Here is a 23,088-nt window from a genome sequence, read left to right as displayed (position 1 = left end):
GGTCGTGATGGCGCGCGACACGCTGATTGCGGCGGCGCTGGCGGGGATCTGCGCGCTGGCGCCGCAGGCCGCGCTTGCGCAGGAGCAACCGGGCGCCGGCCAGTCGCGGATCGTTGTGCCCAGCCCGGTGCTGACGCTCGATTGGGAAACGCTCTACGATCAGTCGCAATGGGGCATTCGGGTGCGCCGCGAGATCGCGGCGGCTTCGCGTGCGCTTAACGCGGAGAATAACCGGATCGCCGATGATCTTGTGGCCGAGGAGCGTGCGCTGACCGACCGTCGCCCGGCGATGGACCCCAAGGCGTTCCGCCTTGAGGCGGATGCCTTCGACACCCGTGCGACCGAGATCCGGGCGGCCCAGAAAGCCAAGGCGCAGGCGATCCAGACGCAGCTTGAACAAGAGCGGCAGGCCTTTATCCAGTCCGTTGTGCCGGTGCTCGACACGATGCTGACTGAGCGGGGCGCCGTCGTCGTGCTTGACCGGCGCGCGATCATCCGCGGATTGGCCAATATCGACGTGACCGAGGATCTTGTGACCCTGATCGACCGCGATATCGGGGATGGGGCGGGCGTTGTCGCGCCGCTCGTCACGATAGACTCCGAAGGCGCGGGGGCCGACGCGCCCGCCGCCGTACCTGCGCCGACCGACCCTTCCGCGCAATAGCGCCGTCCTTGCCAAGCCCGCCGCACGTTGCTAGCAAGTTTCCCATCGGAGCGCCCCGGCGCACCCAAGAAGCCGAGGAGCCATCATGTCCGACAAGCCGACCCCCGCACCCTATACCGAGGCCGATCTCGATCTGATCAAGAAGATCATCCCGCATCGCTACCCGTTCCTGCTGGTGGACAAGGTGCGTGACATCGTGCCGAACCAGTCGGCGGTGGGCATCAAGATGGTGACCGCGAATGAGCCCCATTTCGAGGGTCATTTCCCGGCCAAGCCGATCATGCCGGGCGTGCTTATCATCGAGGCGCTGGCCCAGACTTCGGCGGTGCTGGTCGGCATCTCGATGGACATCATCGGCAAGGACCTGCTGACCTATTTCATGGGGATCGACAAAGCCAAGTTCCGCCGCATGGTCGTGCCGGGCGATTGCCTTGAGCTGCATGTCGAAGCCAAGCGTGGCGGCGGCAAGATCTGGAAATTCGAGGGTAAGGCGATGGTCGATGGCGAATTGGCCGCGCAGGCCGAATTCACCGCGATGATGGACCTCAAGGGCTGAGTCATGAGCGCGCGCATCCATAGCAGCGCCGTCATCGAAGAGGGCGCGGTCATTGGCCCCGATTGCGAGATCGGCCCCTTCTGCCATATCGGCCCCGAGGTGAAGCTCGGGCGCGCTGTGGTGCTCAAATCGCATGTCGTGGTGACCGGCGACACCGAGATCGGCGATGAGACGGTGGTCTTTCCCTTCGCCTCGCTCGGCCAGATCCCGCAAGACCTCAAGTTCAAGGGCGAGCATACGCGCCTCGTGATCGGCAAACGCAACCGCATCCGCGAATATGTCACGATGAACACCGGCACGGAGGGCGGTGGCGGGGTCACCAGGGTGGGCGATGACGGGCTGTTCATGGCGTCCTGCCACGTTGCCCACGACGCCCAGATCGGGGACCGCGTGATCCTTGTGAACTCGGTGGCGATTGCCGGGCATTGTGTGCTTGAGGATGACGTGATCGTTGGCGGGTTGTCGGGTGTGCACCAATGGGTGCGCATCGGGCGCGGCGCGATCATTGGTGCGCTCTCGATGGTGACCGCGGATGTGATCCCCCACGCCCTCGTTGCGGGACCGCGCGCGGGGCTTGAGGGGCTGAACCTCGTGGGCCTCAAGCGGCGCGGTGTTGCGCGCGCCGAAATCGGTGCCCTGCGCCAGCTTTACATGGGACTCTCCGAGGGGAATTTCCGTGAACAGGCCCGCAAACTCGCCGAAGAAGGCGCCGAGGGCGAACTCGCCCGCGAAGTGCTCGACTTCATCCTTGGCCCCTCCGACCGCTCCTTCCTGACGCCGCGATGACTGGGACGCCCGACACCGCGCTGATCGCCGGAACCGGTCTTCTGCCCGCCTTGCTGGCCAAGGCGCGGCCCGATCTGCTGATCTGCGAACTCGAAGGCTTCCCGAGCGCCGTGCCCGGTGCTACGCCAGAGCGCTTCCGGGTCGAGCGGCTGGTTCCGTTTCTGGACGGGTTGGTCGCGCGCGGGATCGAAACGGTGGTTTTCGCAGGCGCGATGCAGCGCCCGAAGCTGGAGCCCGAGTTTTTCGATCCGCAGACCGCGAGCCTCGTGCCGCGCCTTCTGGGAGCAATGCAGGCGGGTGACGATGAAACCCTGCGCGCCGTGATTGAACTCTTTGAAGAATGGGGCCTTCGGGTTGTTGGCGCGCATGAGATCGCGTCCGATCTGGTGCCCGAGGCGGGCATTCTCTGTGGGGATGTGACCGAGGCTGATCGCCGCGATCAGGCGCGTGCCGCCGAGATCGTGGCCGCGCTCGGATCGGTGGATGTCGGGCAGGGCGCTGTCGTGGCGCAGGGGTTGTGTCTGGCCGTGGAATCCCTTCCCGGCACCGATGCGATGCTCGCCTTCGCCGCCGATCATCAGGGGCTGCGCCCCGATCCGAAGGGCGCGGGCGGCGTCTTTTACAAGGCACCCAAGCCCGGTCAGGATCGCCGCATCGACCTCCCCGCAATCGGCCCGCAAACCGTTGCAAACGCTGCGAAAGCAGGTCTTTCAGGCATTGCGTGGGAAGCTGGCGGGGTGATGCTTCTCGACCGCGAGGCCACCGTTGCAGCCGCGCAAGAGGCGGGGCTGTTCCTCTGGGCCTGCGCGCCATGAGGCTTTTCGTCATCGCGGGCGAGGCCTCGGGCGACAAGCTCGGCGCTGCGCTGATGGCTGGGATCAAGCAGCTCGCCCCGGCGGTGACATTCGAAGGGATCGGTGGCCCGCTGATGGAGGCCGAAGGGCTTTCGAGCCGCTTCCCGATGGAAGACCTCTCGGTGATGGGATTGATGGAGGTCTTGCCGAAATACCGCCATCTGAAGCGCCGCATCGCGGAAACCGCCGAGGCCATCTGCGCCAATCCGCCGGACGCGGTTATCACTATCGACAGCCCCGATTTCTGTCTGCGCGTGCTGCGCGCGGCCCGTGCCGTCCGGCCCGATCTGCGCACCATCCACTATGTCGCGCCCTCAGTTTGGGCGTGGCGACCCGGTCGTGCGGCGAAAATGGCGGAGGTGGTGGATCACGTCCTCGCGCTGCTGCCCTTCGAGCCGCCCTATATGGAAGCCGCCGGGATGACCTGCGATTTCGTCGGGCATCCGGTGGTGGCCGAACCGCGCGCAAGCGCGCTTGAGGCCGAGGCCTTCCGCGAGACCCATATGATCGGCCCGGATCAGCCTTTGGTTCTGTGCCTGCCCGGCTCGCGCGCGGGCGAGGTCAAGCGGCTTGGTCCGCGCTTCGACGAGGCGCTGATGCGGCTGCGCGACCGGGAGCCGGGACTGCGTGTGGTGCTGCCGACCGTGCGCGGGGTGGCGCCCATGGTGCGCGAGATGACGGCGCGCTGGCCCGTTGCGCCAATTGTCGTCGAGGAGACCGCCGACAAGCGCGCGGCCTTTGCCGCCGCCGATCTGGCGCTGGCGGCGTCAGGAACGGTGAGCCTTGAACTCGCTGCCAGCCGAACGCCCATGGTGATCGCCTATGACATGGCGTGGCTCTCGCGTCTGATTATCGGGCGGCTCCTCAAGGTCGATACGGTGACGCTTGTGAATCTCGTCTCGGAGACGCGGGCGATCCCGGAATTTCTGGGCGCGCGTTGCGAGCCGGGGCCGATTGCGGCGGCGCTGTTCGATCTGATCGAAAACCCGGAGTCGCGCGCGGCCCAACACGCGGCGATGGCGCTGACGATGGAGCGTTTGGGCGAGGGCGGAGAGGACCCGGGTCTGCGCGCCGCGCGCTCGGTTCTCGCGCATTTGGGCAGGGCGTGAGCGCGCCTAGAGCCGCGCAAGCGTGATCCCTGCATCGTGCAGTGCCTCACGAATATCCCGGGCCATGCCGAGGGCTTCGGGCGTGTCTCCGTGCAGACAAATCGTGTTGATCCGAGCCGCTATGCGCGCCCCGTCCTCGGCAATGATCGCATCCGCCTCCAGCATGGCGAGGATACGGCGCGCGGCCAGCGCGCTGTCATGGATCACGGCGCCGGGCTTCGAGCGATCAACCAGCGTCGCATCCGGCTCATAGGCGCGGTCGGCAAAGATTTCACCAGCCCAAGGCGCGCCGAGTGCTTCGGCTGCTTCCTGTTGCCGGGTGGCGGCAAGCACAACGAGCTTCAACCCCGGATCGACGGCCAGCGCGGCCTCGAAACAGACCTTGGCGAGCGCCGCGTCCTCGCTCGCCATGTTCGCCAGCGCGCCGTGGAGCTTCAGGTGATCGAGTTTTGTCCCAAGTCCCTCGGCCACGGCCTTGGCCGCGCCGACCTGATAGGCAATCAGCGCGGTGAGGTCGAAGGTCGACAAGGCCATTCGGGTGCGCCCGAAATTGGCGCGATCGTCAAAGCCCGGATGCACCCCGATGCCCACGCCCGCATCGCGCGCCGCCGCCATCGTCTGCGCCATGATCGCGGGGCTGCCCGCGTGAAGCCCCGCGCAGATATTGGCCGAGTTCACGATCCGCAGCAGCGCCCGGTCATCGCCGCAGTTCTCGCCCAAATCCGCATTCAGATCGACCCTGCGCGCCATGGTTCCTCCTCATCGCCGCGAATGACCCCGCCGATCAGTTGATAGCTGAGCAGCGCGCGGCTGTCAGGCCCGAACCCGAATGGACGGCTGAGACGCCGAAGCGCCCGAAGCCACGTCTCTTCCGGCGGCGAGAGCGCCTCGGCGTCCTCCAGCGAGACGGGCTGAAACCGGAGCCGGGAGCCGGGGCGCGCCTGTGCGGTGCGAGGCAAATCCACAGGCAAGACGGTTCCGATCCGGGGATAGCCGCCAATGGTCTGGCAATCCGCCAACAAGATCGCAGGGTGCCCCGCGCCGGTCATCTGGATGTCGCCCGGGGTGATCGGTTCGGATAGGATCGTGGTGCCAGAGGCGATCTGAAAAGGGGCCGCTTGCCGCTCCAGCATCAAGCCCTGCCGGTTTCCCGTGGCCGCGATATGCGGACTTGCGAAAAACCGCGCCACGGTGGCAGGGTCGAAAAGCGCCGTTTGCGGGCCCGTGATCACGCGTAAAATCCCGCCCGTGCAGCGATCCTCGACAGGGAGCATCCGCGAAGGCGTGTCCGGGGCAGGGTCGGGCGCGATCGGCAGCCGATCCCCGGTCGCAATCCGCCGACCAAGCCCTGCCGCTGCCTGTGTCGCACGCGCGCCGAGACGCTCTTGGGTTCGGATGCCGCCCGCCACACTCAGGTAGCCATAAATCCCGGAGTCCGCCGGACCGATCTCGAGCACCGAACCGGCAGGCCAGAGGTGGCTCGCATTCCAGTGCAGCGGTTGGCCGTCGAGACTTGCGCGCATCGGCGCACCGGTCAGCGCGAGGCGAGTCGTCATGGTCGTGCGGAACCGCCCGCCCATGCCTGCGAGTTCCAACGCAGCCTCGGGCGCGGGATCGTTCAGGAGTGCCGCCGCCTCGTAAAGCGCGAGCCGGTCCGCTGCGCCGCCCCGCGCCAGACCAAAGGCGAGCCAGCCCTCGCGACCCATATCCTGCACGCTGAGCGCGGGACCAGCCGAGAGAACCTCGATGACGCCGCTCATGCCAGCTGCTCCAGCCGTGCCCCGCCATCCGGGTCGCGCGCGGCTTCTAGCGCTGCCAACTCGGCTCCGCCGATAGCGTGAAAGCGCATCATGTCGCCGGGACGAAGGACGAAAGGCACCTCCGCCTCGGGCCGAAACGGTCGAAACGCGCAACGCCCGATCTGGCGCCATCCGGTCGGCGAGGGATTGGCGAACAGCACGATCTGCCGGATCGCCGTGGTAATCGCCCCCGCGGGGACTTGCCCGGTGAGTGCGGATTGCCGGGGTATGTCCCAATGCGGGGGCAGGGTGCCGAGATAGGGTTGGCCCGGCGCAAAGCCAATCGCGAGAACGTTCAGCTCAAGCCCGCAAAGTTCAGCAATCAACGCCTCGGGACGCTGCCCGGCAAGGCTTGCTGTCTCGGCGAGCTGTGGGGCGGCATCACCGCCGAAATGCGCCGGCACATGCCAGATGCGGCGCGCCTGCCGCGCCACGTGACGAAGCCCCTCAAGCCTCTCCTCGATCTCACGGGCGAAACTCTGCCGGTCGGTCAGGAGCCGATTGAAGCGCAGGTGCAGGGACGCAAGCGCCGGGGCGCTCTCGACAAACCCGACGGGCGGCGTGCGCAACAGATCGGCGTGCAAAGCAGCCACACGCGCGTTTGCCTCTGGCGTGAATTGCGCGGCCATACGCACCAAGAGCCCGTCCAGCCCAAGCGGGTGGATCGTGGGTGTTCGAGGGGAAGGCGTGTCTGCTGTCATCACCCGCGCATCAAACGCGCAAAAGCCCCGCACCGCAAGCGGATGCAGATCTGAATTGACGTCGTCAGCCTTGGTGGAAAATGGCGGAGAGACAGGGATTCGAACCCTGGGTGGGCTCACACCCACAACGGTTTTCGAGACCGCCCCGTTCGACCGCTCCGGCACCTCTCCGCATCGGTGGTCTTTAGGTAGCGGTGGATTTATAGCGGCGCGCGGTGGCTTGCAACCGGTTTTTTCGGTTTTTTCACCCAAGCTTGCCGATCCCGCGATCCTGTCGCTGCACGGGGGTTGCGCCGCGGCGCGCGGCGGGTCACCGTGGGTGAGGCGGGCCGTTTCGGGCGCGCAATGGAGGGCAGGGATGGCGGCACGATTCACCCTTTGGTTTCGTCTGGGCGTCACGCTTCTCGGGTGCGCGCTTCTGGTGCTGAGCGGGCCTCAGGCGCGCGCGGATCAGGCGCGTCTTGCCGAGTTGCTACGCTCTGATGCCCTGTTCGAAATTCTTCAGCACGAGGCCGCGACCTATGGTGAGACGCTCGCCGAAGATGTGATGGGGCAGACTGCGGACCCGTCTTGGTTGGCACAGGTGGCCGAAATCCATGCGCCAAACCGTCTTGTGCCCGCTTTTGAAGCGGTTCTGTTTCGAGAGCTTCCCAAGCAATATGTCGGGCCGTTGGAGGCGTTTTTCGAAGCGCCGCTTGGCCAGCGGCTGATTACCCTCGAACTCACGGCGCGCGAAGCGTTGCTCGATCCGGCCCTCGAAGAGGCCGCCGAGGCGGAGCTTGACGCTGCAGAAATGGCGGGCGATCCGCGCCTTGAACTCATCCGGGAGATCATCGAGGTCTCCGATACGGTCGAGGCTAATGTTCTGGGCGGTCTGAATGCGAATCTGGTTTTCTACCGGGCGATGGTCGCGGGCGGAGCCTATCCCTACGATATTTCCGAGGAGGAGATGGTCGCAGATGTTCTCGCCCAAGAGCCGGAGATTCGCGCGGAAGTCTCGCGCTGGATCGAATCCTACCTGTTGCTCGCCTACCGGCCGCTGACTGACGCGGAATTGCAAAGCTGGATCGCGTTTGCCCGATCCGAGTCGGGTCAGGCCTTCGTGCGCGCGCAATTTGCGGCCTTCGACCATGTGTTTGAGCAAAGCTCGGCGGCGCTTGGGGCGGCATTGGCCTTGCGGCTGTCCGGGCAGGATCTTTGATTTCGGCAGGAGGGCCGTAAATTATACGGCGCAATCCGGTTATCACCTGTTCATGATCGTAAATTATGCAGATGCTCTGAAAATTATGTTGCGCCTCGCCTGAGACTGCCCGACACCTGTGGCTTATTGCAAACGGGGGGGGCGGGACGGAATGGACCGGACGGATCATGAGTTGCTGCGGCTGATGGGGGCGGATGCGCGCCAGTCTCTCGCCCAGCTTGGGGCTGCGGTCGGGCTTTCGCCATCGGCGGTGAACGAGCGGGTCCGGCGGTTGCAGGCAGCGGGCACGATCCGTGCCATCCGCGCCGATGTCGCCCCTGAACAGATCTCACGCCCTGTTCTCGCATTCATCTGGGTCGCGCTGGCGCCGGACGCGTCCGAGGACGGGTTTCGCCGCGCCATGAGGGATATGCCCGCGATTTGCGCCTGCCACCATGTCACGGGCGCGTGGTCTTATCTGCTGCAAATCCGCGTCGAAAGCCTCTCCGGGGTCGAGGCGTTTCTGGCAAGGCTCAAATCCGGCGGCTGGATCGCGCGTTCGGAAACCATGCTGGCGCTCTCGACGGTGGTGGATGCCCCCTTCATTTACAGGGGCGCGTGATGCTGTTTCTCAAGGCTTTGGCGATGGGGTTGGCGATTGCGGCGCCGGTCGGACCAATCGGCGCGCTCTGCATTCAGCGGGCGCTGCATCGCGGGTTCTGGGCAGGCGCGGCTGGCGGGTTGGGTACAGCACTGGCCGATGCGTTCTACGCGAGCCTCGCGGCGCTTGGCTTTGCAAGTTTCGCAGCCGTTCTCACGCGGATTTCGACACCGCTTGGGGTGATTGGCGGGCTGTTCCTGCTTTGGCTGGCCATGAGGTCATGGCCGCGCGACCTTGCCACGCCAAAGGCCGCGCAACTCGCATCCGCGACGCGGGGCCTGCTGGGGACGAGCGTTGCGACCTTTGCGCTCACGCTCACCAACCCGGCTACGATCCTCAGCTTTGCCGCGATCTTCGCGGGGCTGGGCCTTGCCGAAAGCGCGACCCCACAAACCGCCGCCGTGGTGGTGCTGGGTGTGTTTCTTGGCTCGATGGGCTGGTGGATCGCGCTGAGCGGCACCGTGGCGCTTTTGCATCGTCGGCTGCCCGCGGCATTCACACTCTGGGTCGGGCGTGTGTCGGCGCTGATGATGGCGGGTTTTGGTCTCTGGGCGATCGGCCATAGCGTGCTGACCCTCGGCACGCGTTGAAACGACCCCGGACCACGGCCCTCATCGGTCGGCGTCGATGATCCCGAGACCCCGCAGATAGACCCCGATCCCGGTCTCGAGCAAATCATCTGGCGGGAAAGGCGCCCGCGCCCCGGGCTCGCCGCGCGCATAAAGCTCCACGACACCATGGCTCATCGCCCAGATATGCGCGGCAACCATCGCTGGCAGCGGTCGCCTGTCAGCGGGCAAATGCGCCGTCAGCGCGGCCGTCGCCCGTTCCATCACAGCATGGGCGCGCTCGGCCAAGGGCGCCAGTGCCGGCACCCGGTTGGGTGAGATACCGCTTTCGAACATCGCCATGTAATGACCGGGGTAGCGCCGCGCAAACGCAAGATAGGCGCGCCCGACCGCGCCGAATGCGGCCAGCGCAGAGGGTTTGCCATCCGCCCAGGCATGCTCCATCAGATCGGCGAAGATCGCATAGCCTTGCCGGGCACCTTCCTCGATCAACGCCTCGCGGCCCTCGAAATGCCGATAGACCGCCGCCGGTGTCACGCCTGCCGACTTGGCCGCCTCCGAGAGCGTGAAACCCGTGGGCCCTTTCTCTTCGATGAGCCTGAGCGCCGCTTCGACCAGCGCCTGACGCAGATTGCCGTGATGATAGCCTTGCTTAGACATCGAGAAGATCGACGCCCCCGCAAATCAATTCATCAACAGCGCCAATGGCTTTTGCGTCTTTTTTCGCGTAATCCACCGCGTTGAGCACAGTCTGGATCGCGGCGATGCGGGCACGCTTCTTGTCATCCGAACGCACGACGGTCCAGGGCGCATGCGCTGTCGAGGATCGCTCCAGCGTCTCGGAAATCGCCGCAGAATAGGCGTCCCAACGTTTCAGCCCCTCGACATCGATCCAGCTCAGCTTCCACTGCTTGAGCGGGTCTTTCTCGCGTTCGAGAAACCGCTTGAGTTGCTCTGCGCGCCCGACATTGAGCCAGAGCTTGACCAGCACGATCCCCTCATCCACGAGCATCTTCTCAAAGTCCGGCAGCTGTGCAAAGAAATGCGCCCGTGCCTCGGGCGTGCAGAACCCGAACACATGCTCGACCACGCCGCGGTTATACCAGCTCCGGTCGAACAGCGCGATCTCGCCTGCCGCCGGCAACCAGTCGACATAACGCTGGAAATACCATTGCGTCGCCTCGGTCTCGGTCGGTTTGGGCAAAGCCACGACATAGGCCGAGCGCGGGTTCAGGTTCTCGCGCATCCGGCCGATTGTGCCACCCTTGCCAGCGGCGTCGCGGCCCTCGAACAGAACCACCAACCGCTTGCCGGTCGCCTTGAGGTCCCACAGCATCTTGACCAGTTCGATCTGAAGCGCCTCCATATGCGCCTCGTAATCCTTCTTCTTCATCTCCGATTTATACGGGTAGCTGGGCGACAGGATCTCATCCTTCTTCGCCTTATCGAGCGCCTTGCGGATTTCTTTCGGCGCCTCTTGCTCGAGATAGCTGGAGATATCGCCAACGAAAGGAATTTCGGTTGTTTTATCAGCCATTTGCATTTCCGCGTTCCGGATGTGAACTGGTTTCACTATAGCGGCGGCAGGTTGGGCCGCAAGCGCACAGTCCGGGGGCTCTGCCCCCACCTGCCTCTGGCAGGCTCCCCCGGGATATTTCGAGCGATTGGATTGGTGGAGAACCTCTTCTCTCCAATCGCGTCAAATATCCCGGGGGTGAATTTACGGAGTAAAGAGGGGGCAGCGCCCCCTCCGCGCGCTCACCGCCCGATTTCGGCCAGGTCGTAAGGTGTGTCTTGGTAGATCGCGTTTACCCAGTTGCCGTAGAGCAGATGCGCGTGGGATTTCCAGCGATTGGTCGGCGCCTTGGCCGGATCATCGTCAGGGTAGTAGTTGATCGGCACATTGATCGGCTTTCCGCTAGCGGCATCACGGTCATATTCTTCCTTGAGCGTGCCGGAATCATACTCGAAATGGTTGAAGACGTAGAGCGCGCGATGCGCGGTATCCTCGACAAGGCAAGGGCCGGTTTCGTCGCTGTCGAGCAGAATCCGCAGCCCCGCCGCCTCGATTTCGTCGCGTTTCATCTCAGTCCAGCGGCTCACCGGGACCAGAAGGTCATCCGAAAACCCGCGCAGATAGGGCGAGGCGGGCACGCAGTTGCGGTGCCGGAAGCAGCCGAAGGCCTTGTGGTCGAGGAGATGTTTCTGCACGCCGTGGAAATGATAGGCCATTGCCATGCCGCCCCAGCAGACGCCGAAGGTCGAGAAGACATGGCTCTGGGTCCAGTCAAACACGCGCTGCAACTCATCCCAATAGGTGACGTCCTCGAACGGAATCTGTTCGATGGGCGCGCCGGTAATGATCAGCCCGTCGAATTTTTCGCCGGTTTCCGCCACCTCCGCGAAGGGGCGATAGAAGGTCTCCATATGCTCTGCGGCGGTGTTCTTGGTCTGGTGCTCCGTCATCCGGATCAGTTGAAAGTCGATCTGGATGGGGGTTGCACCGATCAGCCGGGCGAACTGGTTTTCGGTCTGGATCTTTTTCGGCATCAGGTTGAGCAAGCCGATCCGCAGCGGCCGTATTTCCTGCCGCATCGCGCGCTCGGGCGTCATCACCATCACGCCTTCCCGCGACAGGATGTCGAAGGCAGGAAGCGTTTCCGGGAGGGTGATGGGCATTGTTTTCAGTCCTTTATCTGCCGAAGTTGATGTTTTGTCTTAACGGCGTGGCTCAGGCCGGGAGGGTCTGGGCTATCAGAGAGGTAAAATCTTTCTCGTCTCGCACAAGGGCGACATCCTCGGCCTTGACCTTGACGCCCCAGTTCTGCGCCATCGCGGCATAGCGCGGCTGGCGGTGTTCGAGTGCCTGACGGTAGGTCCAGCGCACGAAGTCATCGGGGTTGACCTCATCTTCCTTGAGGCCGCGCTTAACGCGGTATTCGACCCATTTCCGCTCGAGAAAATCGGGCTGATAATACATCGGTTTCGGCGCGCGGTCGAAGCGGCGGACCAACTCATCCGTATGCGCCTCCGACCCCTCGATCCAGACCATGAGCTGGTTCGAGGAAAGCGCCGTCAGGATCGGGTCTTTCGGATCAGCCGGGTCGACCACCTCGCAGATCGAACCGCCCGAGTCGCAGACGAAATGCGGGAGCTGGTAGATGTCCTTCGCGCGCTCGATGAAATGCGCGCTGTCGAGCAGCGCGGCCTTTTCGGCGGCGCGGTGCTGGTTCTGGCGGCGCATATATTCATCGAAGGGCAGGCCGCCTTTTGCGGGGCTGCCGGGCTTGCCCAGATAGGTTGAGAGCGGCGCGAGATTGTCGAAGGTGATGTTCGAAGCGATATAGACGCTGTCAGACAGCAGCAATTCGCGCAGGAACGGGACCTTCATCGCCTCGCGCTTGAAGTTGTCGGCGATGAACTCGCCCATGTAGCGGGTGCCGATGCGATAATCGACCGAGTAGTGGAACCAATCGCCCGTGCCTTCGCGCAGCATCGAGGCGAGATAGGTTTTGCCCAGACCTGACATGCCAAAAAGGAGCACGCGTTTGCGCGATGCGTTGAGCCAGTCCGAGCGCGTGGAATAGAACATGCCTTACCCCTTGATCCTGCGCAGGTTTAGCGCGGGCGGCGGCCAAGGTCACGGGGTTTTGCGACGGTTCAGCACGATCAGGCCCGCGGCGAGCAGCGCAAAGCCCAGCACCGCGTTCCAGCCGAGCCGCTCGCCATAGGCGATCCAGCCCGCAAGAATGGCGAAGGGCGGGATCAACAGGCCGACGAGCGACAGGTTCCCCATGCCCGCCAGCGCGAGCACCCGGTAATAGAGCAGATAGGCGATGGCCGAGCAGACGAAGGCCAGCCAGATCAGCCCGGCCCAAGTCGGCCACGCCCAATCGAATGTGGGTATGCCGTCCTGCCAGAGCATGACCGGGAGCATCCAGAGCGCGGCAGCGGTGAGCATCCCGGCCGCCGCCACTTCGGGGCGCAGCCCGGTGATCGCGCGGCGCGCATAGGCGGCGGCGATCCCATAAGTGATCGAAGCACCGACCACAGCCCATTGCCCGAGCGCCGTCGGATCGAGGCTGGTCAGCGCGCCGATGCCAATGGCTGTTACGACACCCGTAAAGCCGAGTGTGACGCCGATCGCCTTGCGCCGGGTCAACTGCTCGTCGGCGAAGACGAGGGCGGCGATCACGACGCCGAACACCGCGCTCGAGGCGTTCAGGATCGAGGCGAGGCTGCTCTCGATATGCTGTTGTCCCCACACGATAAGCGAGAATGGCACCGCGTTGTTCAGCAATCCCATGATCGCAAATCGGAGGAGAAAGCGCGGATCACGGGGCAGGGGCAGGCGACGGATCAGCACATAGGCCCAGAGCAGCGCTGCGCCGCCACTCACCCGAAGCGCGACGACGGTGAAAACGCTAATCTCGGTGAGTGCGGCCTTGTTCGAGATGAACGATCCACCCCAGATCATGGCCAGCAGCAAGAGCAGCAGCCACGCCAGCGGCGTCATCTGATGTTGTTGGGGCGGTGAATGGCTCATGCGATCTTCTAGGGGGATCGTGGCCAGCGATGCCACCCGGATCTTGTGCCAATTACAATTCACTCAAAGCAAAAGCCCCGCGCAGAGGGCGCGGGGCTTTCAGACTGTCGGGATCGTATCGGATCAGAAGCTGTAGCCGACGCGGATACCCGCGCCCCAGCCCGAGTTGTCCTTGAACGAGCCGCTGATCAGCGGGTTGGTGGTCGCGTTGCCGATATCGACATAGCGCAGGCCGCCCGTGATCTTCATGTTGTCACGCGTATAGGTCGCGGCTAGGCCCACGGATTTGAAGCCGTCGGTCGGGCCAAGCTGGCCTGTGGGGGTGCCGGTATGTTTTTCGTAGCCGAGGATCACGGCGCCCGACCAGTTCTCGGTGAACTTGCGGCCAAGGCCCAGCGTGTAAGTGGTCACGTTTTCGGTGTAATCCACCAAGGAGTCTTGGCCGGGAATTGAATCGTAGCCTGTGGGCGTAATATCAAAGGCTTTCCAGTCAACCCAGCGAATAGAACCAAAAAGAAGGGTATCTTTCGCAACACCTGTCTGGAACTCCAGGTTCACGGATTTCGGGATTGTAACAGTTTCGAAGCTATCTCCGGTTACGCCAGAAAAGTCTGCACTTTCGTGATAAGTAAAGTCGTGCTCAATCTCGGAATTGTAAGTGAGCGCAACGCGAGCAGCAATCTCGGGTTTTTCCCAAGCAACACCCAAAACATAGCCAAAGTCAGTCTCGGAAGTTGAGTTCATCGTATAAGCTGCAACTGCAGGCAGGTTAACGACTCCCTCAGTGCGCAGCGCCCGCACACCACCGATCAGCGAGATGTTCTGCGGCAGCTTGTAGCGCAGCAGCGCCGTCAGCGTGTGCGAGTCGATCTCGGCGGTCGAACCTTGCGCCGGATAGCCCGTCCCGGTCGGATAATCGACATCCGCCCCGATCGCCTGATCATAGATCAGAGCGAAGTCGAGCTGATCGGTCAGCGCGCGCTTATAGCCGAAGCTGAGCGAGCCATAGCTGGCCGCCATGTCGCCCGAAAGCGCAGCGCCGCCCCCGACGGAGCCACTCACATCCGGGTTGAAGCCGCCGAAGCTCAGTTCGACATAGTTGCCTTTTTCAAACAGAATGCCGACCGACTGGGTGGAACGCTCGATCCCCCCCGCGGTTGCGGCCGTTGCGCCAAGTGCCAGAGCACTGGCAGTCATCAAAACACGTCTCATTAGCGTTCCTCTTCCCTAGCGTGTTCAGTCGTATGTTTCCCCACACGAACCCTAGCATGACGTTAACGTGAATCAATTATCGCTGCGGCTTTACGTCACGTCTCGGGGTCGTGCTGCACCGCAGCTTGTGGCGCAATGGTCACGGACGGGGCGGTTTTGCGCAGGTTTATCCAGTTTGCCAACAGAATGATTGCGCCGCCGACGAGGACGGGTGCGGCAAATGGCTCTGCGTAAAACAGCGCGCCAACGACCGCGATCAGCGGCAGGCGCAGGAAATCGACGGGGGCCACGACCGAGGCTGGCGCAAGCGAGAGCGCCCGTGTCAGGCAGAAATGTGCCCCAAGCCCGGCCAGGCCAATCAACACCAGCCACGGTGCACTGTGCATGTTCGGCGGCGCCAGCGCCCCATCCGCAAGCCCCAGCACAAGACCAAAGCCGCATTGCATCACGGTCAGCCAGAACAGGATCTCGGTGATGGGCGCGGTCCGGGTCAGGCGTTTGGTGGTCAAGGCCGAACCTGCGAAACCAAAGGCGCAGCCGAGCGCCAGCAGCGTGCCAACGCCAAGACCGCCCGCCTGCCAGGGCTCGACGACGATCAGCACGCCGGCAAAACCGATCGCCGCTGCGATCAGCCGCCGCGCGCTCAGCCGTTCGTCGAGAAAGACCGGCGCCGCCAAAGCCACGATGATCGGATAGGTGAATTCCAGCGCGAAAAGCTGCGAGAGCGGGATCAGGGGCAGAGCCGCGAACCAAAGGTTCTGCCCGGTGAAATGGGCGACGTTGCGCAGCGTATGCAACCCGAGATGGCGGGCGCGGATCTCTCGGCTATGCCCTGTGAGCCATGCGCCAAACAGCACCGTCACGATGCCGACCAGTGACCGCCATGTCATGATCTCGAACGTATCGTGCCAAGGCGCGACCGCGCGGCCTGCAATCGCCATCGACACAAAGCCGGTGATCGCGCCCATCATCCAGAGGGCGGCGCGGCCGGGTCGGGCTGGCGGGTGCAAGGGCGCGAGGTCTGACATCTGGTCCTGTCCTGAGCAGGGATTTTGAATGGCGCGCCCACGGCTCTGTGTCCAGCGTTTTCACAGTGCCCCCAGCAGATGCCATGTGCCAAGGCCGATCAGCCAAAGCGCCGAAAGGGCCAATGCGATCAGCCCCGCCGCCCAAAGCGTCAGCCGTGGCGCGGGGGTCGGCGTGGTGCGTTTCGCTTGGGGCGGTCCGGCAGGTTTCATCGGTTTCCTCGGTCTTTCGCGGTGACCCTTGCGCTCATTAAGACTGTTTTAGGTAAAGCCTGTCTTAACGGGGGCATGAGAGCTTTTGAGATCCGCATCTGGGACGGGGATGACGCCGGTTGGGACGGCATGCTTGGCGCGTTTCCGACCGCGCCGATGCAGGCCTTCGCGGCCTATGGGGGTTTTGCGCGCCGCAGCGGGCGGCGGGTGCGGCGCGTTCTGTTCCAGCGCGCAGGCGGGCTGGTCGGGATGGCTCAGGTCCTGGGGCGCGGCGCGTTCTGGCTTTTGAGTCATGGCCCGGTTTTTGCCGAGGATCTGAGCGCGGATGAGCGGCGCCATCTGCTGCGCCGTCTGGCGCGGCTCTGCCCCGGTGTGCTGGTCGCCACGCTGGCTGAGCCGGTTTCAGGCTTCGGGCTGGTGCCCCTGGTGACACCGCGCCACCATGCGGTCTGGGACCTGACGCCCGAACCCGAGGCGCTGCGCGCGGCGCTGGCGGGGAAATGGCGCAACCGGCTCTGCGCGGCAGAGCGCGCCGGGCTGCGGATCACGGCCGATCCCGATCCCGTTTGGCTGCTGGAGGCCGAAGCCGCGCAGCGCAAGGCCCGCGGCTATCGCGCCTTGCCCCCCGCGCTGATCGCCGATTGGGCGCAGGCGCGACCGGGCGACGTGTGGTGCCTGCGCGCCGAGCGGCGCAACGGGCCGCCCTGCGCGGGCATCATTGTCCTGCGGCATGGGACGGGTGCACGCTACCAGATCGGCTGGAGTGGCGAGGAGGGGCGGCGGCCGGGGGCGCATAACCGGCTGCTCTGGGATGCCGCGATGCGGCTGCGCAGGGCGGGTGTGCGCCGCTTCGATCTTGGAGATGTCAACAGCGAGACGGGCGCGGGGCTGATGCATTTCAAGCGCGGCACGGGCGCGCGCCTTGAACGCCTCGGCGCGACGGTGCTGGTGCTCCCCGGTTGAGCGCGCATCGGCACACTTGCCTGCGTCACCACGCCTCGCTCGGCGCGAGTTTAGCGCTTTTCATCGCGCCTCCCACAAAATATTGCTATGTTCGTTGAAATATTCGATTGTCGGCACGAGCCTGTAGAGGAGTGCATCATGGCCTTTCACCCCCCGAAACCGACGCCCAAAGGGCTTTTTCGGCGCACCCCTCCGGCGATCTTCCCGCCCATCCTCGGGCTGTTGGGGCTGAGCATCGCCTGGCGGCGTGGGGCGGGGGAATTCGGGCTGCCGCAAGGGCTGGCCGAGGCTTTGGCTGGGGCGGTGGCGCTGCTCGCGCTTTTTGCCATCGCAGCCTATCTGGCGAAGTTCATGCGCCGTCCCTCGGTGATCCTTGACGATTTGCGCATCCTGCCGGGGCGGGCGGGGATCGCGGCGGCGGTGCTGTGCATCTATCTGCTCGCGGGCATTTTTGCGCCCTATTCCCCCGCCGAGGCCCGCCCGATCCTGTTTCTGGGCATGGGAGTTCATGCCGCGGTGACGGCGGCGGTGCTCTATGTCTTTGCCACCGGCCCGGCCGAGCAACGCCGCGTGAACCCGGTTTTTCAGCTCACCTTCACCGGCTGGATCGTGGCGGCGACTGTGGCGATTGGTCTGGGCATGACGACGCTCGCCTCGATCCTGTTCTGGATTTCGCTGCTTTCCGCGGTCTCGATCTGGGTGCTTCAGATGCAGCAACTCTCGCGCGAGACGATCCCCGCGCCGCTGCGCCCGCTGCTTGCCATTCACCTTGCTCCGGCAGCCCTCTTGGGCACGGTCGCCGCCGGTTTCCATTCCGAGGCGATCTGGGGCACGTTCGCATTGCTCAGCAGCGTCGGGGCTGTCGTGCTTGTGGCCGGTGCCTTCTGGCTGCTCAGGGCAGGGTTCAGCCCGATGTGGGGGGCACTGACCTTTCCGCTCGCGGCGCTGGCGAATTTCTGGCTGACGCTGGGCGATATGTGGCGGATCCCCGGCGGGATCGCATTGGTGGCGGCGACGCTCATCATCCCGCCAATCGCAATCCGCATCTTCAAGGATTGGGCCAAGGGTCAGCTTGCCATAAAAACCAACGCTGCGACCGCCTGAGGGCTTGCCTTTCGGGGCCATGCGTGAAACAGGGACGTGCCAATCGTTCCCTGCCACGGAGACCCCCCATGCAGATTCGTGAGGCCCTCACCTTCGACGACGTTCTTCTGGTTCCGGCGGCATCGTCCGTTCTCCCGTCCGAGGCCGATGTCTCGACGCATGTGACCAAGTCGATCCGTCTGAACATCCCGCTGCTGTCGTCGGCGATGGACACCGTGACCGAGGCGCGTATGGCGATCGCAATGGCGCAGGCGGGCGGCATGGGCGTGATCCACCGCAACCTGACCGTCGATCAGCAGGCCGCCGAAGTGAGCCGCGTGAAACGGTTCGAAAGCGGTATCGTCTACAACCCGATCACGCTCAGCCCGAACCAGACGCTGGCCGATGCCAAGGCGCTGCAAGAACGTTTCAACGTGACCGGTTTCCCGGTGGTCGATGATACGGGACGGGTGCTCGGCATCGTAACCAACCGCGACATGCGCTTTGCGTCCGACGAAAACACGCCGGTCAAGGCGATGATGACCTCGGACAATCTGGCGATGCTGACCGAGCCGGCCGATCTCGATGAGGCGAAATCGCTGATGAAGGCGCGGCGGATCGAAAAGCTTCTGGTGGTCAATCCCGAGGGCAAGCTGACGGGTCTGCTGACGCTCAAGGACAGCGAGAAGGCGGTTCTGCACCCGCTGGCCTGCAAGGACGAGCGCGGACGACTGCGTGTCGCGGCGGCCTCGACCGTGGGTGATGCGGGCTATGAGCGGTCCTGCGCGCTGATCGAGGCGGGCTGCGATCTGATCGTGATCGACACGGCGCATGGTCACTCGGAGGGCGTGGCCAAGGCAGTGGAGCGCGTGAAAGCGTATAATTCCGCCATTCAGGTCGTCGCCGGCAACGTCGCCACCGCAGAGGCCACGCGCGCGCTGATCGGCGCGGGCGCGGATGCGGTCAAGGTCGGGATCGGTCCGGGCTCGATCTGCACCACGCGGATCGTGGCAGGCGTCGGCGTGCCGCAGCTCACCGCGATCATGGATGCGTGCCAGGGGGCAGGCGACACCCCGATCATCGCCGATGGCGGCATCAAGTTCTCGGGCGACTTCGCCAAGGCCATCGCGGCGGGCGCAAGCTGCGCGATGGTCGGTTCGGCGATTGCCGGGACCGATGAATCGCCGGGCGAAGTGATCCTCTATCAGGGCCGTTCCTATAAATCCTATCGCGGCATGGGCAGCCTTGGCGCGATGGCGCGCGGCTCGGCGGATCGTTACTTCCAGAAGGACGCGGCCTCGGACAAGCTCGTGCCGGAAGGTATCGAAGGGCAGGTGCCTTACAAGGGGCCGGCAGGCGCGGTGATCCACCAGCTCGTCGGCGGTCTGCGCGCGGCCATGGGCTATACCGGCCACGCGACGGTCACTTCGATGCGCGGCGGGTGCAATTTCGTCCGTATCACCGGCGCGGGCCTCAAGGAGAGCCACGTCCATGACGTGCAGATCACCCGCGAGAGCCCGAACTACCGCATCGGCTGATCCGCAGCTATCGGACACTGAAAAACCCCGGCTTTGACCGGGGTTTTTTCATGGCGGTAAAGAAAACAAAGATCGAACAGAACGGGTTCGGCCAGTTGGTCAAGTTTCGAATCGTCTGCCGCCGAGGGCGCAGGTCCACCAAGCGGCGCGACCCGGTGAAATCCGGTCATGGCGATCTAATGGCATAATTTTGCAAAGAAATTTTGCACCAGCAAGGAGTTTGCATAAAATCCCCGGCCTGCGGGCCGTCCCGGCGCGACATTTTCTTGCGTGAGGCGAACAAAGCCTTTCGCAAATCTTTCCGCAGCGCTAGGCGATGCCATCTTTTTGAGGAGGGATGGATGGACGCCATTCAGGAAAAAATTCTGGCCAATCCCAAGTTCCATGAGCTTGTGGCCAAGAGAAACCGGTTCGCCCGCACGCTGACGCTGATCATTCTGGTGGTCTACGCGGCTTTCATCGCATTTGCGATCTTCGCGCCCAAGATGTTCGGCGCGCCTGTGCTGTCGGGGTCGGACTGGGCCATCGGGTTGCTGCTGGGCTGGCTGGTGCAGGCCTTTGCCTTCGTGATGACCGGGATCTACACGCGCCGCGCCAATGGCGAGTTCGATGCCCTGTCCAGAGACGTGCTGCGCAACTGAGGGATCAGCCATGAAACGCATTATTCTGAGTGCCGCGCTCACGCTCGCGGCGGGGGTGGCTTTTGCCGCCGGGGACGCGATCGAGGGCGATGTCGTCAAGCAGGCGACCAACTGGACCGCGATCGGGATGTTCCTGCTCTTCGTGGTGGCGACGTTGTTCCTTACCGGCTGGGCCGCACGGCGCACCAAATCGACCTCTGACTTCTACACCGCCGGCGGCGGCATCACCGGTTTCCAGAACGGTCTGGCCATCGCGGGCGACTATATGTCGGCGGCGGCGTTTCTGGGCGTGTCCGGCATGGTTTTCGCCAAGGGTGTGGACGGGGTGGTCTATACCGTGGGATTCACCATGGGCTGGCCCTTCATCCTGTTCCTGATCGCCGAGCGCCTGCGCAACCTCGGGAAATACACCTTCTCGGACATCTCGTCCTTCCGCCTTGAGCAGACCAAGATCCGCACGCTCAGCGCCTTTGGCGCGCTGACGGTCGTGGTGTTTTACCTGATCGCGCAGATGGTTGGCGCGGGTAAGCTCATCCAGCTCCTGTTCGGGCTCGATTACGCCTATGCGGTGCTGCTCGTGGGCGTGCTGATGATGCTCTACGTGACCTTCGGCGGCATGCTGGCGACGACCTGGGTGCAGATCGTGAAGGCGGTTCTGCTGCTCTCGGGGGCGACGGTCCTCGTGCTGCTGGGGCTGGCGCAGTTCGGCTTCGATCTTGAAGCCATGATGGCGGCGGCGGTGGATAACCACGCCAAGCACGACATCATCAAGATGCCGACCTCGCTGGTGACGGACCCGATCTCGGGGATCTCGCTGGCGCTGGCGCTGATGTTCGGCCCGGCGGGCCTGCCGCATATCCTGATGCGCTTCTTCACCGTGCCGGATGCGAAAGAGGCCCGCAAATCGGTCTTCTACGCGACCGGATTCATCGCCTATTTCTTCGTGCTGACGGTCACGATCGGCTTCCTTGCGGTGACGCTTGTCGGCACGCGGCCCGAGTTCCTGACCGATGGCGCGATCACCGGTGGCGGCAATATGGCGGCGATCCACCTTGCGAAAGCGGTGGGCGGCAACGTGTTCCTCGGTTTCATCTCGGCGGTGGCCTTTGCAACGATCTTGGCAGTGGTCTCGGGGCTGGCGCTTTCGGGGGCCTCGGCGGTCGCGCATGATCTTTATGCCAACGTGATCAAGAAGGGCGCGGCATCGGACAAGGCCGAGATGAAGGTCTCGCGCATTGCGACGCTCGTGCTTGGCGTGGTGGCGATCGTGCTTGGTCTCGCCTTCGAGAACCAGAACATCGCCTTCATGGTCGGTCTTGCCTTCGGCCTCGCGGCCTCGGTGAACTTCCCGGTCCTGTTCATGTCGATCTTCTGGCGCAAGATGACCACGCGCGGCGCGTTCATCGGGGGGCTGATGGGCCTCGTGACGGCGGTCGCGCTGGTGGTGCTGGGGCCGACGGTCTGGGTTGCCGTGCTCGGCTTCGAGACCCCGATCTTCCCCTATTCGCAATACGCGCTGTTCTCGATGGCGGCGGCGTTCGGGGGGATCTGGTTCTTCTCGATCACCGACAATTCGGCGCGCGCGCGGATCGACCGGGCCGGCTTCGACGCGCAGTTCGTGCGCTCCGAGACCGGGTTGGGTGCGGCGGGCGCCGTGGCGCACTAACCGCCCCACCGAAAATCAGGCAAAGGCCCCGCCCGCGCGGGGCCTTTTCACTTGGGGCGGGGCGCGTTAGGACGGGGCAAAGCCCGAGGACCCCATGACCCCAGCCGCCCGCCTTTCCGCCGCCATCGACATTCTCGATCAGATCCGCGCGGGCGGGCCTGCCGAGCAGGTCCTGACCAATTGGGCGCGGGGCAACCGGTTCGCGGGCTCGGGCGATCGCGCGGCGATCCGCGATCTGGTGTTCGACGCGCTGCGCTGCTGGCGGTCTTTCGCGGCTCTCGGAGGGGCCGAGACAGGGCGCGGGATGATGCTGGGCGCTTTGCGCGCGCGCGGCGTCGATCCGTCTACCCTGTTCACCGGCGCGCGGTTCGCACCCGCGCCACTCAGCGCCGCAGAATCCGCCGCGGGCCATGACCCCGGTCCGCAAGCCCGCGCGCGGATGGATTGGCCGGACTGGCTTATTCCCCAACTCGAAGAGTCTCTGGGTGAGGATTTTGCAGCGGTCAGCCTTCTGATGCAGGCGCGGGCACCTGGCTTCCTGCGCATCAACCATGCGCGCACGGACCGGGCCGGCGCCATTGCCGCGCTCGCGGCGGAGGGGATCGTCGCAGCGCCGCATCCGCTGGCAGAGACGGCACTCGAAGTGCAGGACGGCGCGCGCCGGGTTCAGCGTTCCAAGGCCTATGAGACAGGTCTCGTCGAGCTGCAGGATGCCGCGTCGCAGGCCGCGGTGGAGGACTTGCCGCTCGTGCCCGGACTGCGGGTTCTCGACTATTGTGCCGGGGGTGGGGGCAAGGCGCTCGCCATGGCGGCCGCTTGTCCCGAGGCGCGGATATCGGCGCATGACATTGATGCCGGACGGATGCGCGATCTTGCGCCTCGCGCTGCACGGGCCGGGGCACGGATCGAGACCTGCGCGCCGGGGCAGGCGCGCGGGGTTTACGATCTGGTGCTGGTCGACGCGCCGTGTTCGGGCTCCGGTACATGGCGGCGCACACCCGAGGCGAAATGGCGATTGACGCCAGAGCGACTGGCCGAGCTTTGCGCCCTTCAGGCTGATATTCTGACCCGCGCCTCTGACCACGTCGCGCCCGGCGGGAGGCTCGCTTATATGACCTGCTCGCTGCTGCGCGCCGAAAACGAAGACCGTATTGCGGCCTTTTCTGCGCAAGGCGGCTGGCGGATCGAGAGCCAGCGCCGTCTGGGGCCGCTGGCGGGGGGCGATGGCTTTTTTGTCACGGTTCTGAAAAAGGATTGATACAAATCAAAGGATACTGTGGAGCACAGGTTGCATCCTAGGGTTGTGTTTCTGGGCGGTGTTA

Annotated in this window: 25 protein-coding genes and 1 tRNA gene; 14 read left to right on the top strand and 12 right to left on the bottom strand. The window is 64.4% G+C overall.

Annotated elements, in window-relative coordinates:
• The first annotated feature begins 7 nt into the window (after nucleotides 1-7).
• The 5 genes from P0X85_RS13835 (at nucleotide 8) to lpxB (ending at nucleotide 3,969) form a co-directional block, all read left to right on the top strand.
• Nucleotides 8-664 carry an OmpH/Skp family outer membrane protein gene (locus P0X85_RS13835; protein WP_275814556.1) on the top strand — a complete coding sequence of 219 codons (657 nt, stop codon included), beginning with the start codon at nucleotides 8-10 and terminating at the stop codon, nucleotides 662-664.
• An 85-nt stretch (nucleotides 665-749) separates the two neighbouring features.
• Nucleotides 750-1,220 (top strand): 3-hydroxyacyl-ACP dehydratase FabZ, encoded by a 471-nt coding sequence (gene fabZ, locus P0X85_RS13830; protein WP_275814553.1) that lies wholly within the window; start codon nucleotides 750-752, stop codon nucleotides 1,218-1,220.
• Nucleotides 1,221-1,223: 3 nt separating this feature from the next.
• Nucleotides 1,224-2,006, top strand: a complete 783-nt coding sequence (lpxA, locus tag P0X85_RS13825; RefSeq protein WP_275814550.1) for an acyl-ACP--UDP-N-acetylglucosamine O-acyltransferase — start codon at nucleotides 1,224-1,226, stop codon at nucleotides 2,004-2,006.
• A complete protein-coding gene (locus tag P0X85_RS13820) occupies nucleotides 2,003-2,821 on the top strand; it encodes an LpxI family protein (protein ID WP_275814547.1) in 819 nt (272 codons plus the stop codon). The genes lpxA and P0X85_RS13820 overlap by 4 nt, the downstream gene beginning before the upstream one ends.
• Nucleotides 2,818-3,969, top strand: coding sequence for a lipid-A-disaccharide synthase (lpxB, locus tag P0X85_RS13815; RefSeq protein ID WP_275814544.1), 1,152 nt, complete (start codon nucleotides 2,818-2,820; stop codon nucleotides 3,967-3,969). The genes P0X85_RS13820 and lpxB overlap by 4 nt, the downstream gene beginning before the upstream one ends.
• Before the next feature lie 6 nt (nucleotides 3,970-3,975).
• Here the strand turns inward: lpxB and P0X85_RS13810 are convergent, their stop codons facing one another.
• The 4 genes from P0X85_RS13810 to P0X85_RS13795 all read right to left on the bottom strand — a co-directional run bounded on the left by P0X85_RS13810 (nucleotide 3,976) and on the right by P0X85_RS13795 (nucleotide 6,640).
• Entirely contained in the window at nucleotides 3,976-4,719 is a 744-nt protein-coding gene (locus P0X85_RS13810) for a LamB/YcsF family protein (RefSeq protein WP_275814541.1), read from the bottom strand.
• Nucleotides 4,698-5,729: a 5-oxoprolinase subunit C family protein gene (locus P0X85_RS13805; protein WP_275814538.1), complete on the bottom strand. Its 1,032-nt coding sequence runs from the start codon at nucleotides 5,727-5,729 to the stop codon at nucleotides 4,698-4,700. The genes P0X85_RS13810 and P0X85_RS13805 overlap by 22 nt, the downstream gene beginning before the upstream one ends.
• A complete protein-coding gene (locus tag P0X85_RS13800) occupies nucleotides 5,726-6,469 on the bottom strand; it encodes a 5-oxoprolinase subunit B family protein (protein ID WP_275814534.1) in 744 nt (247 codons plus the stop codon). The genes P0X85_RS13805 and P0X85_RS13800 overlap by 4 nt, the downstream gene beginning before the upstream one ends.
• An 81-nt stretch (nucleotides 6,470-6,550) precedes the next feature.
• A tRNA-Ser gene (locus P0X85_RS13795) sits at nucleotides 6,551-6,640 on the bottom strand.
• A gap of 187 nt (nucleotides 6,641-6,827) precedes the next feature.
• On the opposite strand from P0X85_RS13795, the gene P0X85_RS13790 reads away from it, so the two are divergent.
• The 3 genes from P0X85_RS13790 (at nucleotide 6,828) to P0X85_RS13780 (ending at nucleotide 8,900) form a co-directional block, all read left to right on the top strand.
• Nucleotides 6,828-7,670, top strand: a complete 843-nt coding sequence (locus P0X85_RS13790; protein ID WP_275814531.1) for a DUF2059 domain-containing protein — start codon at nucleotides 6,828-6,830, stop codon at nucleotides 7,668-7,670.
• 151 nt (nucleotides 7,671-7,821) lie between these two features.
• Complete coding sequence (locus P0X85_RS13785) at nucleotides 7,822-8,271, top strand: Lrp/AsnC family transcriptional regulator (protein ID WP_275814528.1); 450 nt, start codon at nucleotides 7,822-7,824, stop codon at nucleotides 8,269-8,271.
• Nucleotides 8,271-8,900 carry a LysE family transporter gene (locus tag P0X85_RS13780; protein WP_275814525.1) on the top strand — a complete coding sequence of 210 codons (630 nt, stop codon included), beginning with the start codon at nucleotides 8,271-8,273 and terminating at the stop codon, nucleotides 8,898-8,900. Before P0X85_RS13785 ends, P0X85_RS13780 begins: the two co-directional genes overlap by 1 nt.
• 21 nt (nucleotides 8,901-8,921) lie before the next feature.
• Here P0X85_RS13780 and P0X85_RS13775 read toward each other — a convergent pair whose 3' ends face one another.
• From P0X85_RS13775 to P0X85_RS13740, 8 genes are all read right to left on the bottom strand, one after another.
• On the bottom strand, nucleotides 8,922-9,539 hold the full coding sequence (locus tag P0X85_RS13775) for a TetR/AcrR family transcriptional regulator (RefSeq protein WP_275814522.1): 618 nt from the start codon (nucleotides 9,537-9,539) through the stop codon (nucleotides 8,922-8,924).
• Entirely contained in the window at nucleotides 9,532-10,416 is an 885-nt protein-coding gene (gene ppk2 / locus P0X85_RS13770; RefSeq protein WP_275814519.1) for a polyphosphate kinase 2, read from the bottom strand. Before ppk2 ends, P0X85_RS13775 begins: the two co-directional genes overlap by 8 nt.
• A gap of 221 nt (nucleotides 10,417-10,637) precedes the next feature.
• Nucleotides 10,638-11,558 (bottom strand): homoserine O-succinyltransferase, encoded by a 921-nt coding sequence (locus P0X85_RS13765; protein WP_275814516.1) that lies wholly within the window; start codon nucleotides 11,556-11,558, stop codon nucleotides 10,638-10,640.
• Between the two features lie 52 nt (nucleotides 11,559-11,610).
• The gene (locus tag P0X85_RS13760; RefSeq protein ID WP_275814514.1) at nucleotides 11,611-12,471 is read right to left on the bottom strand and encodes an ATPase; all 861 of its coding nucleotides are present in this window, start codon (nucleotides 12,469-12,471) and stop codon (nucleotides 11,611-11,613) included.
• Between the two features lie 48 nt (nucleotides 12,472-12,519).
• A complete protein-coding gene (locus P0X85_RS13755) occupies nucleotides 12,520-13,425 on the bottom strand; it encodes a DMT family transporter (protein WP_275814511.1) in 906 nt (301 codons plus the stop codon).
• A gap of 123 nt (nucleotides 13,426-13,548) precedes the next feature.
• Complete coding sequence (locus P0X85_RS13750) at nucleotides 13,549-14,637, bottom strand: outer membrane protein transport protein (protein ID WP_275814508.1); 1,089 nt, start codon at nucleotides 14,635-14,637, stop codon at nucleotides 13,549-13,551.
• A gap of 95 nt (nucleotides 14,638-14,732) precedes the next feature.
• Nucleotides 14,733-15,665 carry a DMT family transporter gene (locus tag P0X85_RS13745; protein WP_275814505.1) on the bottom strand — a complete coding sequence of 311 codons (933 nt, stop codon included), beginning with the start codon at nucleotides 15,663-15,665 and terminating at the stop codon, nucleotides 14,733-14,735.
• 60 nt (nucleotides 15,666-15,725) lie between these two features.
• A complete protein-coding gene (locus P0X85_RS13740) occupies nucleotides 15,726-15,875 on the bottom strand; it encodes a hypothetical protein (protein WP_275814502.1) in 150 nt (49 codons plus the stop codon).
• Between the two features lie 75 nt (nucleotides 15,876-15,950).
• Between P0X85_RS13740 and P0X85_RS13735 the strand changes: the two genes are divergently transcribed.
• From P0X85_RS13735 to P0X85_RS13710, 6 genes are all read left to right on the top strand, one after another.
• The gene (locus tag P0X85_RS13735; RefSeq protein ID WP_275814500.1) at nucleotides 15,951-16,838 is read left to right on the top strand and encodes a GNAT family N-acetyltransferase; all 888 of its coding nucleotides are present in this window, start codon (nucleotides 15,951-15,953) and stop codon (nucleotides 16,836-16,838) included.
• Between the two features lie 138 nt (nucleotides 16,839-16,976).
• Complete coding sequence (locus P0X85_RS13730) at nucleotides 16,977-17,942, top strand: TDT family transporter (RefSeq protein WP_275814497.1); 966 nt, start codon at nucleotides 16,977-16,979, stop codon at nucleotides 17,940-17,942.
• Nucleotides 17,943-18,010: 68 nt separating this feature from the next.
• Entirely contained in the window at nucleotides 18,011-19,459 is a 1,449-nt protein-coding gene (guaB, locus tag P0X85_RS13725; RefSeq protein ID WP_275814494.1) for an IMP dehydrogenase, read from the top strand.
• A gap of 341 nt (nucleotides 19,460-19,800) precedes the next feature.
• Entirely contained in the window at nucleotides 19,801-20,100 is a 300-nt protein-coding gene (locus P0X85_RS13720) for a DUF485 domain-containing protein (protein WP_275814490.1), read from the top strand.
• 10 nt (nucleotides 20,101-20,110) lie between these two features.
• Nucleotides 20,111-21,766, top strand: coding sequence for a cation acetate symporter (locus P0X85_RS13715; protein WP_275814487.1), 1,656 nt, complete (start codon nucleotides 20,111-20,113; stop codon nucleotides 21,764-21,766).
• A 94-nt stretch (nucleotides 21,767-21,860) separates the two neighbouring features.
• Nucleotides 21,861-23,024 carry an RsmB/NOP family class I SAM-dependent RNA methyltransferase gene (locus P0X85_RS13710; RefSeq protein WP_275814484.1) on the top strand — a complete coding sequence of 388 codons (1,164 nt, stop codon included), beginning with the start codon at nucleotides 21,861-21,863 and terminating at the stop codon, nucleotides 23,022-23,024.
• The last annotated feature ends 64 nt before the right edge of the window (nucleotides 23,025-23,088 follow it).

Origin of the sequence: Pseudothioclava nitratireducens (assembly GCF_029210495.1) — a bacterium.
Classification (GTDB): Bacteria; Pseudomonadota; Alphaproteobacteria; order Rhodobacterales; family Rhodobacteraceae; genus Pseudothioclava; species Pseudothioclava nitratireducens.
Note: the sequence above shows the minus strand (reverse complement) of the source record. Positions and strands in the feature narration are given on the sequence as shown.

Coding starts and splice junctions, on each gene's coding strand:
- P0X85_RS13835 (WP_275814556.1), top strand. CDS start 8: ATGGCGCGCGACACGCTGATTGCGGCGGCGCTGGCGGGGATCTGCGCG.
- fabZ (WP_275814553.1), top strand. CDS start 750: ATGTCCGACAAGCCGACCCCCGCACCCTATACCGAGGCCGATCTCGAT.
- lpxA (WP_275814550.1), top strand. CDS start 1,224: ATGAGCGCGCGCATCCATAGCAGCGCCGTCATCGAAGAGGGCGCGGTC.
- P0X85_RS13820 (WP_275814547.1), top strand. CDS start 2,003: ATGACTGGGACGCCCGACACCGCGCTGATCGCCGGAACCGGTCTTCTG.
- lpxB (WP_275814544.1), top strand. CDS start 2,818: ATGAGGCTTTTCGTCATCGCGGGCGAGGCCTCGGGCGACAAGCTCGGC.
- P0X85_RS13810 (WP_275814541.1), bottom strand. CDS start 4,719: ATGGCGCGCAGGGTCGATCTGAATGCGGATTTGGGCGAGAACTGCGGC.
- P0X85_RS13805 (WP_275814538.1), bottom strand. CDS start 5,729: ATGAGCGGCGTCATCGAGGTTCTCTCGGCTGGTCCCGCGCTCAGCGTG.
- P0X85_RS13800 (WP_275814534.1), bottom strand. CDS start 6,469: ATGACAGCAGACACGCCTTCCCCTCGAACACCCACGATCCACCCGCTT.
- P0X85_RS13790 (WP_275814531.1), top strand. CDS start 6,828: ATGGCGGCACGATTCACCCTTTGGTTTCGTCTGGGCGTCACGCTTCTC.
- P0X85_RS13785 (WP_275814528.1), top strand. CDS start 7,822: ATGGACCGGACGGATCATGAGTTGCTGCGGCTGATGGGGGCGGATGCG.
- P0X85_RS13780 (WP_275814525.1), top strand. CDS start 8,271: ATGCTGTTTCTCAAGGCTTTGGCGATGGGGTTGGCGATTGCGGCGCCG.
- P0X85_RS13775 (WP_275814522.1), bottom strand. CDS start 9,539: ATGTCTAAGCAAGGCTATCATCACGGCAATCTGCGTCAGGCGCTGGTC.
- ppk2 (WP_275814519.1), bottom strand. CDS start 10,416: ATGGCTGATAAAACAACCGAAATTCCTTTCGTTGGCGATATCTCCAGC.
- P0X85_RS13765 (WP_275814516.1), bottom strand. CDS start 11,558: ATGCCCATCACCCTCCCGGAAACGCTTCCTGCCTTCGACATCCTGTCG.
- P0X85_RS13760 (WP_275814514.1), bottom strand. CDS start 12,471: ATGTTCTATTCCACGCGCTCGGACTGGCTCAACGCATCGCGCAAACGC.
- P0X85_RS13755 (WP_275814511.1), bottom strand. CDS start 13,425: ATGAGCCATTCACCGCCCCAACAACATCAGATGACGCCGCTGGCGTGG.
- P0X85_RS13750 (WP_275814508.1), bottom strand. CDS start 14,637: ATGAGACGTGTTTTGATGACTGCCAGTGCTCTGGCACTTGGCGCAACG.
- P0X85_RS13745 (WP_275814505.1), bottom strand. CDS start 15,665: ATGTCAGACCTCGCGCCCTTGCACCCGCCAGCCCGACCCGGCCGCGCC.
- P0X85_RS13740 (WP_275814502.1), bottom strand. CDS start 15,875: ATGAAACCTGCCGGACCGCCCCAAGCGAAACGCACCACGCCGACCCCC.
- P0X85_RS13735 (WP_275814500.1), top strand. CDS start 15,951: ATGAGAGCTTTTGAGATCCGCATCTGGGACGGGGATGACGCCGGTTGG.
- P0X85_RS13730 (WP_275814497.1), top strand. CDS start 16,977: ATGGCCTTTCACCCCCCGAAACCGACGCCCAAAGGGCTTTTTCGGCGC.
- guaB (WP_275814494.1), top strand. CDS start 18,011: ATGCAGATTCGTGAGGCCCTCACCTTCGACGACGTTCTTCTGGTTCCG.
- P0X85_RS13720 (WP_275814490.1), top strand. CDS start 19,801: ATGGACGCCATTCAGGAAAAAATTCTGGCCAATCCCAAGTTCCATGAG.
- P0X85_RS13715 (WP_275814487.1), top strand. CDS start 20,111: ATGAAACGCATTATTCTGAGTGCCGCGCTCACGCTCGCGGCGGGGGTG.
- P0X85_RS13710 (WP_275814484.1), top strand. CDS start 21,861: ATGACCCCAGCCGCCCGCCTTTCCGCCGCCATCGACATTCTCGATCAG.